Source organism: Alterinioella nitratireducens, from assembly GCF_013155465.1.
GTDB classification, from domain to species: domain Bacteria; phylum Pseudomonadota; class Alphaproteobacteria; order Rhodobacterales; family Rhodobacteraceae; genus Alterinioella; species Alterinioella nitratireducens.
Genome location: NZ_JABJVX010000008.1, coordinates 20,007 through 37,411, shown reverse-complemented (window position 1 = coordinate 37,411; position 17,405 = coordinate 20,007). Strand labels below are relative to the sequence as shown.

Annotated in this window: 17 protein-coding genes; 13 read left to right on the top strand and 4 right to left on the bottom strand. The window is 65.4% G+C overall.

Annotated features, from left to right (window positions below):
* Nucleotide 1: 1 nt before the first annotated feature.
* On the top strand, nt 2-241 hold the full coding sequence (locus tag HNS34_RS13805; protein WP_172320666.1) for an HP1242/YdcH family protein: 240 nt from the start codon (nt 2-4) through the stop codon (nt 239-241).
* Between the two features lie 42 nt (nt 242-283).
* Here HNS34_RS13805 and HNS34_RS13800 read toward each other — a convergent pair whose 3' ends face one another.
* Nucleotides 284-1,681 carry a helix-turn-helix domain-containing protein gene (locus HNS34_RS13800; protein WP_172320665.1) on the bottom strand — a complete coding sequence of 466 codons (1,398 nt, stop codon included), beginning with the start codon at nt 1,679-1,681 and terminating at the stop codon, nt 284-286.
* A gap of 58 nt (nt 1,682-1,739) precedes the next feature.
* Nucleotides 1,740-2,957, bottom strand: coding sequence for a multidrug effflux MFS transporter (locus tag HNS34_RS13795; RefSeq protein ID WP_172320664.1), 1,218 nt, complete (start codon nt 2,955-2,957; stop codon nt 1,740-1,742).
* Between the two features lie 222 nt (nt 2,958-3,179).
* On the opposite strand from HNS34_RS13795, the gene HNS34_RS13790 reads away from it, so the two are divergent.
* From HNS34_RS13790 to HNS34_RS13760, 7 genes are all read left to right on the top strand, one after another.
* Nucleotides 3,180-4,712: an acyl-CoA carboxylase subunit beta gene (locus tag HNS34_RS13790; protein ID WP_172320663.1), complete on the top strand. Its 1,533-nt coding sequence runs from the start codon at nt 3,180-3,182 to the stop codon at nt 4,710-4,712.
* 74 nt (nt 4,713-4,786) lie between these two features.
* The gene (locus HNS34_RS13785; protein WP_172320662.1) at nt 4,787-5,170 is read left to right on the top strand and encodes a DUF6497 family protein; all 384 of its coding nucleotides are present in this window, start codon (nt 4,787-4,789) and stop codon (nt 5,168-5,170) included.
* A gap of 202 nt (nt 5,171-5,372) precedes the next feature.
* Nucleotides 5,373-5,516, top strand: a complete 144-nt coding sequence (locus tag HNS34_RS13780; RefSeq protein ID WP_172320660.1) for a hypothetical protein — start codon at nt 5,373-5,375, stop codon at nt 5,514-5,516.
* A 72-nt stretch (nt 5,517-5,588) separates the two neighbouring features.
* The gene (locus tag HNS34_RS13775; protein ID WP_172320659.1) at nt 5,589-5,960 is read left to right on the top strand and encodes a hypothetical protein; all 372 of its coding nucleotides are present in this window, start codon (nt 5,589-5,591) and stop codon (nt 5,958-5,960) included.
* A gap of 253 nt (nt 5,961-6,213) precedes the next feature.
* Nucleotides 6,214-6,420, top strand: a complete 207-nt coding sequence (locus tag HNS34_RS13770; RefSeq protein WP_172320658.1) for a hypothetical protein — start codon at nt 6,214-6,216, stop codon at nt 6,418-6,420.
* Nucleotides 6,421-6,513: 93 nt separating this feature from the next.
* Nucleotides 6,514-6,717 carry a hypothetical protein gene (locus HNS34_RS13765; protein ID WP_172320657.1) on the top strand — a complete coding sequence of 68 codons (204 nt, stop codon included), beginning with the start codon at nt 6,514-6,516 and terminating at the stop codon, nt 6,715-6,717.
* Between the two features lie 129 nt (nt 6,718-6,846).
* Nucleotides 6,847-8,892: an acetyl-CoA carboxylase biotin carboxylase subunit gene (locus HNS34_RS13760; protein WP_172320656.1), complete on the top strand. Its 2,046-nt coding sequence runs from the start codon at nt 6,847-6,849 to the stop codon at nt 8,890-8,892.
* Between the two features lie 99 nt (nt 8,893-8,991).
* On the opposite strand, the gene HNS34_RS13755 is transcribed toward HNS34_RS13760, so the two are convergent.
* Nucleotides 8,992-9,507, bottom strand: coding sequence for a DUF4174 domain-containing protein (locus tag HNS34_RS13755; RefSeq protein WP_172320655.1), 516 nt, complete (start codon nt 9,505-9,507; stop codon nt 8,992-8,994).
* 134 nt (nt 9,508-9,641) lie between these two features.
* Between HNS34_RS13755 and scpA the strand changes: the two genes are divergently transcribed.
* Nucleotides 9,642-11,774, top strand: coding sequence for a methylmalonyl-CoA mutase (gene scpA / locus HNS34_RS13750; protein WP_172320654.1), 2,133 nt, complete (start codon nt 9,642-9,644; stop codon nt 11,772-11,774).
* Nucleotides 11,775-11,886: 112 nt separating this feature from the next.
* Here scpA and HNS34_RS13745 read toward each other — a convergent pair whose 3' ends face one another.
* Nucleotides 11,887-13,170, bottom strand: a complete 1,284-nt coding sequence (locus HNS34_RS13745) for a DUF3422 family protein (RefSeq protein ID WP_172320653.1) — start codon at nt 13,168-13,170, stop codon at nt 11,887-11,889.
* A 297-nt stretch (nt 13,171-13,467) separates the two neighbouring features.
* Here HNS34_RS13745 and HNS34_RS13740 point away from each other — a divergent pair, with 297 nt between their 5' ends.
* The 4 genes from HNS34_RS13740 (at nt 13,468) to HNS34_RS13725 (ending at nt 17,398) form a co-directional block, all read left to right on the top strand.
* Nucleotides 13,468-15,042, top strand: coding sequence for a Re/Si-specific NAD(P)(+) transhydrogenase subunit alpha (locus HNS34_RS13740; protein ID WP_172320652.1), 1,575 nt, complete (start codon nt 13,468-13,470; stop codon nt 15,040-15,042).
* Nucleotides 15,043-15,058: 16 nt separating this feature from the next.
* The gene (locus HNS34_RS13735; protein WP_172320651.1) at nt 15,059-16,504 is read left to right on the top strand and encodes an NAD(P)(+) transhydrogenase (Re/Si-specific) subunit beta; all 1,446 of its coding nucleotides are present in this window, start codon (nt 15,059-15,061) and stop codon (nt 16,502-16,504) included.
* Between the two features lie 124 nt (nt 16,505-16,628).
* Nucleotides 16,629-16,970, top strand: a complete 342-nt coding sequence (locus HNS34_RS13730; RefSeq protein WP_172320650.1) for a hypothetical protein — start codon at nt 16,629-16,631, stop codon at nt 16,968-16,970.
* A 77-nt stretch (nt 16,971-17,047) separates the two neighbouring features.
* The gene (locus HNS34_RS13725; protein ID WP_172320649.1) at nt 17,048-17,398 is read left to right on the top strand and encodes an immunoglobulin domain-containing protein; all 351 of its coding nucleotides are present in this window, start codon (nt 17,048-17,050) and stop codon (nt 17,396-17,398) included.
* Nucleotides 17,399-17,405 lie beyond the last annotated feature (7 nt).

Here is a 17,405-nt window from a genome sequence, read left to right as displayed (position 1 = left end):
GATGTCGCACACCCCCCATGAACTGGCCGAGGATTTCCCCGATGACGTGGAGCGCATCCACGCGCTGAAGGAGGAGAACGCGCATTTCGCCCGGCTGGTCGAGGAGTATCACGCGGTGAACCGCGCCGTGCATCGCGCCGAGACCGGCATTGAGCCTTGCGAGGAACTGGCCGAGGTCGAGATGCGCAAGACGCGGATGCGGTTGAAGGACGAGATCGCGGGCCTGCTGGCGAAAGCCTGAGACGGGCGGGGATGCGCGGGGTCGACCCAGCGCAGCCTCCCGTCAGGCTCCGACCTCGTAGGGCAATGTCCCGCGCCGGTCGTGATCGACGCGCAGGTGCCGCTCCAGTGGCGGGACCGAGCGTTGGTGGCAGCCCACCCTCTCGCAGATGCGGCAGGAGATGCCGATGGGCTCATAGGCATCCGCGCTGGCCAGGTCCATGCCGTCGGCATAGACCATCGCCTCGGCATGGCGCACCTCGCAGCCCAGGCCGATGGCGTAGCGGCGAATGGGCGCGTGGAACGATCCGCCCGGTTTCGACACGTCACGCGCGAGGCACAGGTAGCGCACGCCGTCCGGCGTTTCGGCAAGCTGGCGCAGGAAGCGGCCCGGTGTCTCGAAGGCGCGGTGCACGTTCCACAGCGGGCAGGCGCCGCCGAAGCGGGCGAATTGCAGCCGCGTCGCGGAATGGCGCTTGGTGATCGTGCCGGCCTGGTCGACGCGCACGAAGAAGAACGGGATACCCTTGGCGCCGGGGCGTTGCAGGGTCGAGAGGCGATGGGCGACCTGCTCGATCGAGGCGCCGAAGAGGATGGCGAGGCGTTCGAGGTCATGGCGGCTGCGCGCGGCGGCCTCGGCAAAGCGGGTATAGGGCATCTGTACCGCGCCCGCGAAATAATTGGCCATGCCGATCTTGGCGATGTCGCGGGCGGTGCCGGACTGGAACCGGGCGAGGTCGAGCGTCGCCTCAAGCAGGCGATCCTGATCCAGCAGCGCCAGTTGATGCAGCAGCTGGAAGCGCTGCGTCTCCGGGGCAGTGCGGGGCGAGAGCGTCAATTCCTTGCGGTCGCGGTCATAATGGCGGATGCCGTCGCCCTCGGCATGGCGGATGGTCAGCCCGCGCCCGGTCAATGTGCGGCGGATATGGGCATCGAGGTTGCCATCGGCGGCCGCGGCGAAGCGTTCGGCGGCGCGATCGACCGCGTCGATGTAATTGTCGCAATAGTGGAAGAAATCGCGCACCTCCTCCCAGGGGCTTGCCGCGACGGGGCCGCCTTCGCGCCCCAGAGCCTCGTCGAGCGAGGCCAGCCTCTCATGGGTCTGGCGGTAGGCCGAGTGCAGTTCCAGGAAGGCGCGGGCAAAGGCGGGCGCGTTGGAGCCGACCAGCCGCAGGTCGGGCAGGGGCGGCGTGGCATCGGCGAAGACCGGATCGGCCAGCGCCTCGCGCATGTCCGAGACCAGCCGTTCGGTATCGCCCGAGCCAAGCTCGGCCACGTCGAAGCCAAACTCCTGCACGAGGCCAAGCATCACGCCGGAGGAGACCGGACGATTGTTGTTCTCCATCTGGTTGAGATAGGGGAGCGAGACGCCGAGCTTGGCGGCGAAGTCCTTTTGCGTCAGCCCGAGCCGCCCGCGCAATTCGCGCAGCTTGGCCCCGGCATAGAGTTTCTGAACGGCCATCACATCGCCTCATCGTTGCAAAGTCACCATGGGATTTGCAAAGCGGCGCTGCAAGGGGTTACGCGGGCGCGACCTGCCGTTCGCGATACATGGTGTAGAGGATCGCCACGAGGGCCAGCGCCGACGAGATCAGCATGATCACGATCAGCGGCATGGCGGAGGAGCCCGGCCCCAGGAGCCAGCCCGCATAGGCCGAGAGGCACGCGCCGCCGAAGATCATGATCGCGCCGCCGATGCCGCTGGCCGAGCCCGCCAGGTGCGGGCGCACCGACAGCATCCCGGCATTGGCGTTGGGCATCAGCATCCCGTTGCCCAGGCCCACCAGCGTGACCGAGCCGAAGAAGCTGAGCGCCGTGCTGATCCCCGCCAGCGCCAGCACGAAGGGGATGATCATGCCGAGGGTCGAGATCATAGCGCCCACGGTGATCATCCAGTTGACGCCCTTGCGCACCGAGTAGCGGCCCGAGATGAAATTGCCGGTGAAATAGCCCAGGGCGGGCGCGCCGACGGCGAAGCCCACCTGCACCGAGTTGAGCCCGAAGACATCGGTGCCCACGAAGGGCGCGCCGCCGATGAAGGCAAAGAACGCGCCCGAGGCGAAAGTGGCCGACAGGCAGTAGCCCCAGAAGCGGCGCGAGGCGAAGAGCTCGGGGTATTCGCGGACCTGGTCGCGGAAGCTGGCCGTGGTGCTGCGCGCGGTCTCGCCCAGATCGGCCCAGGTCAGCACCAGAACCGCAAGACCCGCCATCAGCAGGAGGATGAAATTCGCCTGCCAGCCGAAAGCCTGGTCCAGCACGCCGCCGAAGGCCGGGCCGATCATCGGCACGACGGCCATGCCCATGGTGACATAGCCGATCATCGAGGCGGCCTCGGCCTGCGGAACCATGTCGCGCACCACGGCGCGCCCAAGCACCAGCCCCGAGACGATCACCGCCTGGCCCATGCGGAAGACCAGGAAACTGACCGCCGTGGGCGCGAGGATGCAGCCAAGCGTGGCGAGGCTGAAGAGGGCGAGGCTGATCAGCAGCACGGGGCGGCGGCCGAACCGGTCCGAGATCGGCCCGATGAAAAGCTGCAACACCGCGTTCACCGCCAGGTAGAGCGAGACCGACAACTGCATCAGCGCGTAATCGGCGTTGAAATATTCGGCCATCGCGGGCAGGGAGGGCAGGAACACGTTCATCGACAGCGCGCCGATGCCGGTCAGCGCGATCAGGGTCGAGATATGCGGAGGTGTGGCCCGGTCAAGGTAACGGCCACGCGGAAGCGAGGACATGGCGCTTACTTAATTTGACAAGCAATGGAATGTCCATGTGCACCCTTGCACAAAGGGGCGGGCCGGCCTCCACATTTGCAGCCAGATCATTTGCGGATTTGCAATTGCGAACTCAGCGAAGCGGTGCAATTTGCAAATATTCCGTTTTCCTCTGGGAACGCGCCTCCGGCCTCTGTAGGTTGCGGCCAGAATTGCCATGCGTTGCAGGGGAAGGGGAGCGTGATGAAGGATATTCTGGACGAATTGGAGGCCCGCCGCGAGGAGGCCCGCGCAGGCGGCGGCGAAAAGCGCATCGCGGCGCAGCATTCCAAGGGTAAGCTGACCGCGCGCGAACGTATCGACCTGCTGCTGGACGAGGGCAGTTTCGAAGAGTTCGACATGTTCAAGACGCATCGCTGCACCGATTTCGGGATGCAGGCCTCGAAGCCGCGCGGCGATGGCGTGGTGACGGGCTGGGGCACCGTGAACGGGCGCATGGTCTACGTGTTCTCCCAGGATTTCACCGTCTTCGGCGGTTCCCTCTCGGAGACCCATGCCGAGAAGATCTGCAAGGTCATGGATATGGCGATGCAGAACGGCGCACCCGTCATCGGCATCAACGATTCGGGCGGGGCGCGCATCCAGGAAGGCGTGGCCTCGCTGGCCGGGTACGCGGAAGTGTTCCAGCGCAACATCATGGCGTCGGGCGTGGTGCCGCAGATCTCCGTCATCATGGGGCCATGCGCGGGCGGCGCGGTCTACAGCCCTGCGATGACCGATTTCATCTTCATGGTGAAGGATTCGTCCTACATGTTCGTGACCGGCCCGGATGTGGTGAAGACCGTCACGAATGAACAGGTCACGGCGGAGGAACTGGGCGGGGCCAGCACCCATACCCGCAAATCTTCGGTCGCCGATGGCGCGTTCGAGGATGACGTGGAGGCGATGTCGGAGGTGCGGCGGCTGGTCGATTTCCTGCCGCTCTCCAACCGCGAGAAACCGCCGGTGCGCCCCTTCTTCGACGACCCGGACCGGATCGAGGACAGCCTGGACACGCTGATCCCCGACAATGCCAACGCGCCCTATGACATGAAGGAATTGATCGTGAAGCTCGCCGACGAGGGCGATTTCTACGAGATCCAGGAGGAGTTCGCCAAGAACATCTTGACCGGGTTCATCCGGCTGGAAGGCACCACCGTGGGCGTGGTGGCGAACCAGCCCATGGTGCTGGCGGGATGCCTGGATATAGACAGCAGCCGCAAGGCGGCGCGGTTTGTCCGGTTCTGCGATGCCTTCGAGATCCCGATCCTGACGCTGGTTGATGTGCCGGGCTTCCTGCCGGGGACGGCCCAGGAATATGGCGGGGTGATCAAGCACGGCGCGAAACTGCTTTTTGCCTATGGCGAGGCGACGGTGCCCAAGGTCACGGTGATCACCCGCAAGGCCTATGGCGGGGCCTATGACGTGATGGCCTCCAAGCATCTGCGCGGCGACCTGAACTATGCCTGGCCCACGGCGGAGATCGCGGTGATGGGGGCCAAGGGGGCCTCCGAGATCATCCACCGTTCCGACGCGGGCGATGCCGAGAAGCTGGCCGCCCATACCCGCGATTACGAGGATCGCTTCGCCAACCCCTTCGTGGCGGCGGAGAGGGGCTTCATCGACGAGGTGATTATGCCGCATTCGACGCGCAAGCGGGTCTGCCGGGCCTTCGCCTCGCTGCGCGGCAAGAAGCTGCAGAACCCGTGGAAGAAGCACGACAATATTCCTCTGTGATGATGCGGCGCGCGGTGGGGCATAAGGCCGGGCGGCGGGCGTCGCGTCGGGATGGCGGGGTCAAACCCCGGCCCATGGTTGCCGTTCTGGCAAGTCTCCTTGCGCTTGCCGGGTGCCGGGACGAGGGGCTTACCCTGCCCTCGGGGCTGGAGGCCGAACTTCAGGGCACCGTGATCGAGCCGCAGAGCGCCTCGGGCGAGACCTGGCTGATCCTGCGCGTCCTGGCTCCGGACCTTGCCGCGCAGCAGGTCAGCGCCGAGGCGCGGGCGGCGGATACCGATGCGCTCTGTGCCGAATGGGGCGTGCCAGCGGCGCTGGAGGCCGACCCGACCCCCGATCAGATCACCGTGCAGATCATGAGCGAGCCGGTGGAACGCGGCCAGCCCGCCCCCGGCGTGACCCAGGTTTTCGCCGGATACCGGTTTGAAAACGGCACCTGCATCTGGGAGGATTTCTGATGCACGCACAACATGTTGCGAGACGACGTTGCTGTGGATATCTTTCTGATGCAGCGAAGGCACAGAACACAATCGCGCCACAATCGCGCTGCAATGCCGCCCCTGTTCCGGGTAGTATCGGCCCTGGCCAGATCGCATTGGCCAAACCTGGGTTCCTGCCCGGCCTTCGGGCTGGCCGGACCCTAACAAACAGGAGAGCAGGATGTCATATCGCATCAAAGCCCTTCTGGCTCTGGGGCTTGTCGTCGGCGTGTCCGCCTGCGCATCGGCACCTGAACCGGAAGAGATCATCATCATTGAGCCCGCGCCCATCGTGGCCGAGCCTGTGTACAACAAGTACTCCTGATGACGCCTTTGCCGGACGGGCCCTGACGCCCGTCCGGGTTTTCCATCGCCATCCCTGCCGGGGGGTGGGCGCATGATCAAGCATCGCGGTTTCCCCTCGCGCCTGCCCGGCACCGATTTCCAGTTCACCATCCGACGTGAGAACAAGGACGGGGCCACGCCCCTGAAGCCGCGCGAGCGTCATGCCGACCGGCGCCCCGCCGACCGGCGCGCCGACGCGGGCTTTGTCGAGGCGCTGTGGATGTGCTTCGGCGAGGAGCCTTTCGCGCGCGGCAACCTGGATGCGGGGCGGCTGAGCTGGCTGTTGGGGCGCGAGGTGATCGCGCTGGATGACCCGTTCGACCCCTGCGACTATGACGCGATGCTGCAACTGGATGTGGCGCGCGCGCGGGCGGCCTTTCCCGACGTTTTCAGCGGCAAGGGCATCTGGGGAGGGTCGGCATGAACCTGCCTATGCCCGGCGCGTTTGCGCAGGATTGCGCCCAAGGGCGGTGGCGCGTCGAATCCGGCTTCTGCCCGCGCGTCGCCCGTGCCAACGTCCCCCTGCCGGCCCTTGTCCCCAGCTTCATTCGGGCCGGTGGTAATGTGACGTGTTACCCTTCCCCTTTAAAACGGCCCGTCGGCATTGACGGCGGGCCGTCTTTTTACGAGTCGGGTTCCCGTCATCATGATAACAACCGCGATGAGGTTCGAGAAACATGCAGAGATTCAAGATATTGGCGCTTGGCGTTCTTATCGTGGCGGGCCTGTCCGGCTGCCTGCGCAACGATCTGGACCGCGCCGCGGTCGGGGCGGCTGTCGGCGGTGTCGGTGCGGCGGCCGTGGGTGGCAGTATTGCCACGGGCGTCGTGGTCGGCGGCTTGGCGGGCGCGGTCTGCGACGAGGTCACGCGCCTCTGCCGATAGGCGGGACGCCGACCAATCCGGGCCGATCGCGGAACAAGACCGACGCTGGCGTGTTTTCCTTCCAGTTGGAAATGACAGGAAAGGTAAGACGCCATGTTTAGGAAGAAATGGATACTGGTCGCAACCGCCCTCACGGCCGTGGCGGCCTGCGGCGAAACTTTGGGTGAACAGCTCGCCGGGGGCGCGCTGGCAGGGGGCGGTGTCGCTGCCGTCACTGGCGGCAATGTCGCGGGCGGTGCCGCGGTCGGTGCTGTCGGCAACGCCGCCTACTGCCAGTCCAACCCGGGCCGCTGCTGACCCTGCCTTTCCGGCCCCGCGCCCCCTGAGGGCGGCAGGCCACCATGATCGAACTGCAAGGACCGCAGGCGCAATTCGCGCCCGCGGTCTTTTTTGTTGCCGCAACGCACAAGTCAAGAGGGACGTAAGATGTTCAAGAAGATCCTGATCGCCAATCGGGGCGAGATCGCCTGCCGCGTCATCAAGACCGCCCGGAAAATGGGTATCCGGACAGTCGCGATCTATTCCGATGCCGACCGCCATGCGCTGCATGTCAGGATGGCGGATGAGGCGGTCCATATTGGCCCCGCGCCCGCGAACCAGTCCTATATCGTCATCGACAAGGTGATGGAGGCGATCCGCGCGACCGGGGCCGAGGCGGTGCATCCGGGCTACGGCTTCCTGTCGGAAAACGCCAAGTTTGCCGAGGCGCTGGAGGCCGAGGGCGTTGCCTTCATCGGCCCGCCCGTGGGTGCCATCGAGGCGATGGGGGACAAGATCACCTCGAAGAAGATCGCGCAGGAGGCCGATGTCTCGACCGTGCCGGGTTACATGGGCCTGATCGCGGATGCCGACGAGGCGGTGAAGATCTCGGGCGAGATCGGCTATCCGGTGATGATCAAGGCCAGCGCGGGCGGCGGCGGCAAGGGGATGCGGATCGCCTCGGACGACGATGAGGCGCGCGAGGGGTTCCAGAGTTCGAAGAACGAGGCGGCCAGCAGCTTTGGCGATGACCGCATCTTCATCGAGAAATTCGTCACCCAGCCGCGCCATATCGAGATCCAGGTTCTGTGCGACAGCCACGGCAACGGGATCTACCTGGGCGAGCGCGAATGCTCGATCCAGCGCCGCAACCAGAAGGTGGTGGAGGAGGCGCCCTCGCCGTTTCTGGACGAGGAAACGCGCAAGGCGATGGGCGAGCAGGCGGTGGCGCTGGCGCAGGCGGTGGATTACGCCAGCGCGGGCACGGTGGAATTCATCGTCGATGGCGACAGGAATTTCTACTTCCTCGAGATGAACACCCGGTTGCAGGTCGAACATCCCGTGACCGAGCTGATCACCGGCGTCGATCTGGTCGAACAGATGATCCGGGTCGCGGCGGGCGAAAAGCTGAGCCTGACCCAGGAGGATGTGAAGCTGACCGGGTGGGCCGTCGAGAACCGGCTCTACGCGGAAGACCCCTATCGCGGGTTTCTGCCTTCCATCGGGCGGCTCACGCGCTATCGCCCGCCGATGGAGCAGGCCGCGGGGCCCTTGCAGGAAACCGGCAAGTGGCAGGGCGACGCGCCTGCGGGCGACGTGGCGATCCGCAACGACACCGGCGTCTTCGAGGGCGGCGAGATCTCCATGTATTACGACCCGATGATCGCCAAGCTCTGCACCTGGGCGCCCTCGCGCGCCGAGGCCATCGAGGCGATGCGCAATGCGCTGGACGCCTTCGAGGTCGAGGGCATCGGGCATAACCTGCCCTTCCTCGCCGCCGTGATGGACCATCCGGTGTTTATCGCGGGCGAAATGACGACCGCTTTCATCGAGGAACAGTTCCCCGACGGGTTCGAGGGCGTGACGCCCGATGAGGCCACGGTGCAGAAACTGGCAGCGGTGGCCGCGCATATGAAGATGCTGAAGGAGGAACGCGCGGCGCAGATCTCGGGCGCGATGGCCAATCACCGCCGCCGGGTGGAGCCCGACTGGGTCGCCTTTATCGGGCGCGAGGCGATCCCGGTTCATATCGAGCATGACGGCGACGGCACGCGGGTGCGGCTGCTGGACGGGACCGAGTTCGAGGTGAAATCGGACTGGAGGCTTGGCGACAGCGTGTTTCGCGGCCAGGTCGGCGGCGAGCGCATGATCGTGAAGACCGAGTTCATCCGCGGCGGCGCGCGGCTGCGCTATCGCGGGGCGGATATGAAGGTCGCGGTGCGCACGCCCCGGCAGGCCGAGTTGCAGGCGATGATGCCGGTGAAACTGCCGCCCGACACCTCCAGGCTGCTGCTCTGCCCGATGCCGGGGCTGGTGGTGAAACTGGCCGTCGAGACCGGCCAGGAGGTGCAGGAGGGGCAGGCGCTGTGCACCATCGAGGCGATGAAGATGGAGAACATCCTGCGCGCCGAGCGAAAGGGTGTGGTGGCCAGGATCAATGCGGGCGAGGGCGACAGCCTGGCGGTGGATGACGTGATCATGGAGTTTGAATAGGCCCATGCAGGGCGCGGCCCCGACAGGTTTGGTTCCACCGACCCGCTGCGCAGGCCGCGCGTCCGGCCTTGTCGCGGAGGGTCGGCGGGCAGGCGCGCGTCATTCGGTGTTGCGCATTTCCTCGATCCGGAGCGGAAGGTTGTCGATGATGCGGATGATGGCGCGCACGTCCCAGGGGGTCGGCTTGCGGATGGCGACACGGCCATCGCGTTGCAAGATCACCATGGAAAAGCCGCGCGGGCGCAGTCTTTGCCGTGCATCGCTGCGGGCATCCGGGTCGGCATCGAGGATCACGACCACGTCGCGCTCGATCAGCGGACCGGGGCGGGCCAGCAGCAGTTGCAATTGCTCGTTGAAGCGCGGGTCGCGGTCGGTATCGGCGAAGATCACGATGGGGCGCGACACCCAGAGATGTTCCTCCAGCGTGGTGTCGGCGGCGTCGAAGACCTGCAAGGGCGGCAGGGAGGGCGGGGTGACGCCCTCGACAGGCTCCATGTTGTCCTCGGGGCTGAGCGGCACGACCTCGACCGCGGGATCGCCGTCGGTGGCGGTCTCCTGCGCGGGGGCGGGGCCGGTGAGGATGAAGGCGAGGAACAGGGCAAGGGTGTGGCGCATAGGGTCTCCAGTCGCACCAGATATAGGCGCGCGAAACGGAATTGCGAAGGGCTTTGCGGGGTTTAACGGGATCTGCCAACGCAGACGTGACATTGGGCGTGCGCGGGCCGGGAATGGAATGAGAGGACAGCGAGATGAGTGAGAAGACCGATAAATGGGCCGATCTGGCGGCAAGCGAGCTGCGCAAGCGCAGCCTGGACGATCTGACCTGGAACACGCTGGAAGGTATCGCGGTCAAGCCGCTCTATACCGAGGAGGACACGGACGGGCTGGATCACATGGGCAGCCTGCCGGGCTTTGCCCCCTTCACGCGCGGGCCGAAGGCGACGATGTATGCAGGACGGCCCTGGACGATCCGGCAATATGCGGGGTTTTCGACGGCGGAGGAATCGAACGCCTTTTACCGCCGCAACCTGGCCGCCGGGCAGCAGGGCGTCTCGGTCGCCTTCGATCTGGCGACCCATCGCGGCTATGACAGCGACCATCCGCGGGTAGAGGGCGATGTCGGCAAGGCGGGGGTGGCGATTGACAGCGTCGAGGACATGAAGATCCTCTTTGACGGCATCCCGCTGGACCAGGTGAGCGTCAGCATGACGATGAACGGCGCGGTGATCCCGATCTTGGCCAGCTTCATCGTCGCGGGCGAGGAGCAGGGGCATGACAAGGCGCAGCTCTCGGGGACGATCCAGAACGACATCCTCAAGGAGTTCATGGTCCGCAACACCTATATCTACCCGCCGGAACCGTCGATGCGGATCATCTCGGACATTATCGAATATACCAGCGCCGAGATGCCGCGCTTCAACTCGATCAGCATCTCCGGCTACCACATGCAGGAGGCCGGCGCGAACCTGGTGCAGGAGCTGGCCTATACCCTGGCCGACGGGCGCGAATACGTGAAGGCGGCCATCGCGGCGGGGATGGATGTGGACAAGTTCGCCGGGCGGTTGAGCTTCTTCTTCGCCATCGGGATGAATTTCTTCATGGAGGCCGCCAAGCTGCGCGCCGCGCGCCTGCTGTGGCACCGGATCATGACCGAGGTCGGGGCGAAGAACGACCGCTCCAAGATGCTGCGCACGCATTGCCAGACCAGCGGCGTCAGCTTGCAGGAGCAGGACCCCTATAACAACGTGATCCGCACCGCCTACGAGGCGATGAGCGCGGTTCTGGGCGGCACGCAGTCGCTGCACACCAACGCGCTGGACGAGGCGATTGCCCTGCCCACGGATTTCTCGGCCCGCATCGCGCGCAACACGCAGCTGATCTTGCAGGAGGAGACCGGGATCACCAATGTGGTCGATCCGCTGGCGGGCTCCTACTACGTCGAGAGCCTGACGGCGGAACTGGCGGAAAAGGCCTGGGAATTGATGGAGGAGGTCGAGGAGATGGGCGGCATGACCAAGGCCGTCGCCTCCGGCATGCCCAAGCTGCGCATCGAGGAATCGGCGGCGCGGCGGCAGGCGATGATCGACCGGGGCGAGGAGGTGATCGTCGGCGTCAACAAGTATCGCAAGGCGAAGGAAGACCCGATCGACATTCTGGACGTGGATAACGTCAAGGTCCGCGAAAGCCAGATCGCGCGGCTGGAGAAGATGCGGGAGGTGCGTGACGAGGCGGCCTGCTCGCAGGCACTGGACGAACTGACGCGGCGCGCGCGCGCCGGTGGCAATCTGTTGGAAGCAGCGGTCGAGGCGGCGCGGGCGCGGGCATCGGTAGGAGAGATCAGCATGGCGATGGAAAAGGAATTCGGCCGACACCGGGCCGAGGTGAAGACATTGGCCGGGGTCTATGGCGCGGCCTATGAGGGCGATGCGGGTTTTGCCGCGATCCAGGCGGATGTGGAAGCCTTTGCCGAGGAGGAAGGCCGCCGCCCGCGCATGCTGGTCGTCAAGATGGGCCAGGACGGGCATGACCGGGGCGCCAAGGTGATCGCCACGGCCTTCGCCGATATAGGCTTTGACGTGGATGTCGGGCCGCTCTTCCAGACGCCCGAGGAGGCGGCGCAGGATGCCATCGACAATGACGTGCATATCATCGGGATTTCCAGCCAGGCGGCGGGGCACAAGACGCTGGCGCCGAAGCTGATCGCGGCGCTGAAGGCGGAAGGGGCCGAGGAAATCATCGTGATCTGCGGCGGCGTCATCCCGCAGCAGGATTACGCCTTCCTGAAACAGGCCGGGGTCAAGGCGATCTTCGGGCCGGGGACCAATATCCCCGAAGCGGCGAAGGATATTCTGGCGCTGGTGCGCGCGACGCGGGGCGGGTGACTGGTTTCGAATTGCCTGTCGGCAATCCGACCGGCGGCGGCGGCTCCGCCGCCGCGTTTCCGGGGCTCTGCCCCGGACCCCGAGGTATTTTCAGCAAAATGAAAGGGTTACATTAGTGCATGGCCTTGCGAATGCGGCGGGTCAGCAGCCAGACGGCGGCGATGACCGGCAGCACCAGAAGGGCGGTCAGGGTGGGTTTCTCGATGCCGGCCCGATAGGCCAGCGGGGCCAGCAGGTAGGAAAGCAGGTTGACGCCGTAATAGCTGATCGCGACGACCGAGAGGCCCTCGACGGTTTCCTGCAAGCGCAGTTGCAGCGCCGCGCGGCGGTCCATGCTGGCCAGAACCTCCTGGTTCTGGGCCGAGCGCCCGACCTCGACCTTGGTGCGGAGGAGGTCGCTGGCGCGCTGCGCCCGGTCGGTCATCGAGCGCAACTGCCGTTCGGTGCTTTTTACCGTGCGCATGGCAGGATCGAAGCGTCGCATCATGAATTCGGCGAAGGTCTGGTGTCCGCTGAACCGGTTCTCGCGCAGCACCTGGACGCGCTGGTTGACGATGGCCTCATAGGCGCCGGTGGCCCCGAAGCGGAAGGCGGCGCGCGACATCAGGGTTTCCAGATCGGTGGCGAGCGTCAGAAGCTGTTCCAGCGCGGCCTCGGGCGCGGCGGTCTCCTGGCTCATCTCGTCGAGCAGGGCCGAGAGCCCGCCGTCGATCCGGGCCATCGCCGCGTTCAGGTCGCGGGCGCGGGGCAGGCCGAGCATGGCCATGGCCTTGTAGGTCTCGACCTCGCAGAGCCGTTGCAGGATGCGCCCGATCCGGGCCGGACCGGTCTCTGCGCCCGCGAAGATCGCGAACCGCATATGGCCGCCTGCGTCGATGCGGAAATCGCTGGCGATGACGGCGCTGTCATCGAGAACGGCGCTGGCGGCGAGGCTCTCGGGTTCGAACCAGTCGCGCAAGGCTTGCGTGATTGTGGCGTCGTTTCCCGGCCGCCTGAGGATGCGGACCTGCGCCGAGGTGATGCGCTGGCCGGGGGCGGCGGCCAGCCAGTCCTCGGGCAGGGCGGCCCAGATGGCGGGATCGAAGGGGCGTTCGCCCAGGCCCGCGCTGAGGATCGTGTAGGTCACGAACTCGGTATGGCTCTCCCATTTCAGGTCATGGCGGCCGATCTTGCCGGAATAATGCGTGGCGCCGGGCTGCGGATGCTGCGCGCCGTGGCGGTCCAGCAGCGCCAGCAGGTGCTGCCGGTCGGCCTCGCGGTCGCGGGCGGCGGCGTCGTTGGGGCGCTTGATGGCCAGCCAGATGGCCTCGGCCTCGGCCCCCACGGTCGGGAAGGGGCGGGCATGCAGCTCGTTGCTCAACTCATAGCGGAGCGGGTGATCTTCGATAGGTGGCATGGGCGCGCGCGATCCTGCTTGGGGTCCTGGCCCCATGTCATAGGGGCGCAGCCGCGGTGCGCAAGAAAAAACGGCAATGAAATGAGGGATTTACCCGTGTGCCACGGTATGCCGCGACGGGTTGGGGATTGGTTCTGCGGGGAAAATCCCCTTGTGGCGGGTGACGTAGGGTCAGATTGACGCGGGCGGTGCCGCCGGAAATGCCTGCCTGCCGTCGCGGATCAGTTGTGACAGGTGAAAACCCCGTGTAAGACAACGCGCAACTCCGCGTTGCGGGACCAAGGAAGGGGATTATCCGTGAAGATAGGTGCACCGAAGGAAGTGGAGGCGGGCGAAAACCGGGTGGCGATGACCCCCGAGAGCGCCACGCAGTTGCAGAAACTGGGCTATGACTGCCTGATCGAGACCGGCGCGGGGGCGGGTGCGGGCTTTGCCGATGCCGATTACGAGGCGGCGGGCGTCAGCGTGATCAAGACCGCGGCGGCCCTGTGGAAAGAGGCCGACATCATCGTCAAGGTGCGCCAGCCCACTGCCACCGAGCTGAAGCGGCTGGATGACACCAAGACGTTGATTTCCTTTTTCAACCCGGCGGGCAACGAAGAGGGCATGGAGGCCGCCAGGGCCAAGGGCGCCAATGTCATCGCGATGGAGATGGTGCCCCGCATCAGCCGCGCGCAGAAGATGGACGCGCTGTCGTCCATGGCCAATATCGCGGGCTACCGCGCGGTGATCGAGGCGGGCAACAATTATGGCCGCTTCTTCACCGGTCAGATCACGGCAGCGGGCAAGGTGCCGCCCGCCAAGGTTCTGGTGGTCGGCGCGGGCGTGGCGGGGCTTGCCGCGATCGGCACCTCGACCAGCCTGGGCGCGATCACCTATGCCTTCGACGTGCGCCCCGAAGTGGCCGAGCAGGTCGAATCGATGGGGGCCGAGTTCGTCTATCTCGATTTCGAGGAAAAGACGGCAGATGGCGCGGCGACGGGCGGTTACGCCAGCGTGTCCAGCCCCGAGTTCCGCGAGGCGCAGCTGGCCAAGTTCCGCGAATTGGCCCCCGAGATGGATATCGTCATCACCACGGCGCTGATCCCGAACCGCGAGGCGCCCGAGCTCTGGACCGAGGATATGGTCGCGGCGATGAAGCCGGGTTCCGTCATAGTCGACCTCGCCGCCGAGAAGGGCGGCAACTGCAAGCTGACCGTCAAGGACGAGAAGATCGTCACCGACAACGGCGTCACCATCATCGGCTACACCGACTTCCCCAGCCGGATGGCGGCGCAGGCCTCGACGCTTTACGCCACCAATATCCGCCACATGATGACCGACCTGACGCCCGAGAAGGACGGCCAGATCAATCATGACATGGAGGATGACGTGATCCGGGGGGCGACCGTGACGCATCGCGGCGAGATCACCTTCCCGCCGCCGCCGCCCAAGGTGCAGGCCATCGCCGCGCGCCCGCAGGCCGAGAAGAAGCGCGAGCTGACGGCGGAGGAGAAACGCGCCGCCGAGTTGACCGCGTTCCAGAAGCAGACCAAAAACCAGATCGGCCTGCTTGCGGGCGGCACGCTGGCAGTGCTGCTGGTGGGTGTCTACGCGCCCGAAAGCTTCATGAGCCATTTCATCGTCTTCGCGCTGGCCTGTTTCGTGGGCTTCCAGGTGATCTGGGGCGTGGCGCATTCGCTGCACACGCCGCTGATGGCCGTGACCAACGCGATTTCCGGTATCATCATCCTGGGCGCGCTGTTGCAGATCGGATCGGGCCATTGGCTGGTGGTGATCCTGGCCTCCGTGTCCATCCTCATTGCCACGATCAACATTGTCGGTGGCTTCCTCGTGACACGGCGGATGCTCGCCATGTTCCAGAAATCCTGAACGGGAGATTGAACCCATGAGCATCGGTCTCGTCTCGGCCGCCTATATTTCGGCGGCAATCCTCTTCATCCTCTCGCTTGGCGGTCTCTCGGGCCAGGAAAGCGCGAAACGCGCGGTCTGGTATGGCATCGCGGGTATGGCGCTGGCGGTGGTGGCCACGGTCTTCGGTCCCGGCATCGCCAACTGGTTCCTGATCCTGGTCTGCGTCGTCGTGGGCGCGGTCATCGGCTACTATGTCGCCGCACGTGTGCAAATGACGGAAATGCCGCAACTGGTCGCGGCGCTGCACAGTTTCGTCGGCCTGGCCGCCGTCTTCATCGGCTTCAACGCCGAGCTGATCATGAACAAGATCAACCGCCTGCGCGAGGCTGCCGATACCGAGGGGCTGGACGCGCTGTTCGGTTTTGCCGCCACGGTGGCGCACAAGACGCCGGTGGAGCTGGCGATCCTCAAGGTCGAGGTCTTCCTGGGCGTCTTCATCGGTGCCATCACCTTCACCGGGTCGGTCATCGCCTTCGGCAAACTGGCGGGCAAGGTGAGCTCCAAGGCGGAGAAGCTGCCGGGCGGTCACATGCTGAACGCGGGCGCGGCGGCGATCTCGGTCATCCTGCTGATCATCTACATGCAGACGGGGGGCGGTTGGGCGCTTGTCCTCATGTCGCTTTTCGCCTTCTTCATCGGCTATCACCTGATCATGGGGATCGGCGGCGCGGATATGCCGGTGGTGGTCTCGATGCTCAACTCCTATTCCGGGTGGGCGGCGGCGGCGATCGGTTTCAGCCTCGGCAATGACCTGCTTATCGTGACCGGGGCGCTTGTCGGCTCCTCGGGGGCGATCCTGTCCTATATCATGTGCAAGGCGATGAACCGCAGCTTCGTTTCCGTGATCCTGGGCGGCTTCGGCAATACGACCGGCCCCGCGCAGGAGATCGAGGGTGAACAGGTCGCCATCGATTCCGACGGGGTCGCGGCGGCGCTGAACGAGGCTGACAGCATCATCATCATCCCCGGTTACGGCATGGCGGTGGCGCAGGCGCAGCAGGCGGTGAGCGAGCTGACCAAGAAGCTGCGCGCGCAGGGCAAGACCGTGCGCTTCGCCATCCACCCCGTCGCGGGGCGCCTGCCGGGGCATATGAACGTGCTGCTGGCCGAGGCGAAGGTGCCCTATGACATCGTGATGGAGATGGACGAGATCAACGACGACTTCCCCGATACGGACGTTGTCATCGTGATCGGCTCGAACGACATCGTGAACCCGGCGGCGCAGGAAGACCCGAACAGCCCCATCGCGGGCATGCCGGTGCTGGAATGCTGGAAGGCCAAGCAGGTCTTCGTGTCCAAGCGCGGCCAGGGCACCGGCTATTCCGGGATCGAGAACCCGCTGTTCTACAAGGAGAACACGCGCATGTTCTATGGCGATGCCAAGGCCTCCCTGACCGAGCTTCTGCCCAAGGTCGACTGAAACCGCACGATATACCGAACAGACGCCCCCGGCCCATCGCGGTCGGGGGTTTTTCGTTTCCTGACAGGGTCTTTCATGGCAGGGTCGCCATGGGGTCCGATTTTGATCAGGAGTTCTTATCCACATGCGTCTTATTCTCGCCGCCGCCATTTTCGCGGCCTCCGGCCTTGCCGCGCAGGCCGAATGCACCCAGGTCCAGTTCCCGAGCGGGGCCTATTCCACCACCGTCGCCGACACCGCCTGGCACGCGACCAGCAATTGTTTCGTGCTGGATGTGCAGGCGGGCCAGACCGCGCGGATCTGGGTGATGGACAGCGATGACGTGGTGTTCGACGTGCCGGGGCTTGGCGATGGCTACCGCGATGTGACCTTCTCGCTCGGGTCGAATTACCTCGACGTCTACACGATGCGTGAAAGCAACGTGGAGGGCGGCGTGCCCTACCGGATCGCATTCGACATCCGCTAGGATCATCCAGGTTCTTTGCCGAAGGCCCCCGCCATGCGACACTGGGGGCCTGACCCCATTTGAAAAGGAGACTTTCCATGCGCATTTTCGCCATCGCCTCGCTGATCATCGCCAGCCTCTTCATCCTTCCCGCCGCCGCCACCGCGCAGCAGGATTGCCAACAGGTGCAGTTCCCGCACGGGGCCTATACACATTCGGTGCAGGGCTACGCCAATCCGCAGCGGTCGACCTGCTATTACCTCGATGTGCGACCGGGGCAGGAGGCGCAGGTGCGCATCCTCGAAGGGCCGGTCTTCCTCACCACATCGGACACCAGCGGCCAGTTCACCAATGTGCAGTTCTACACGCAATCCGGACGGCTCTTTGTCTATGTCCATACCGATTACGCGGGCTATCAGCAGTTCCTGATCCAGTTCACCTTCGTCTGAGGGGAAC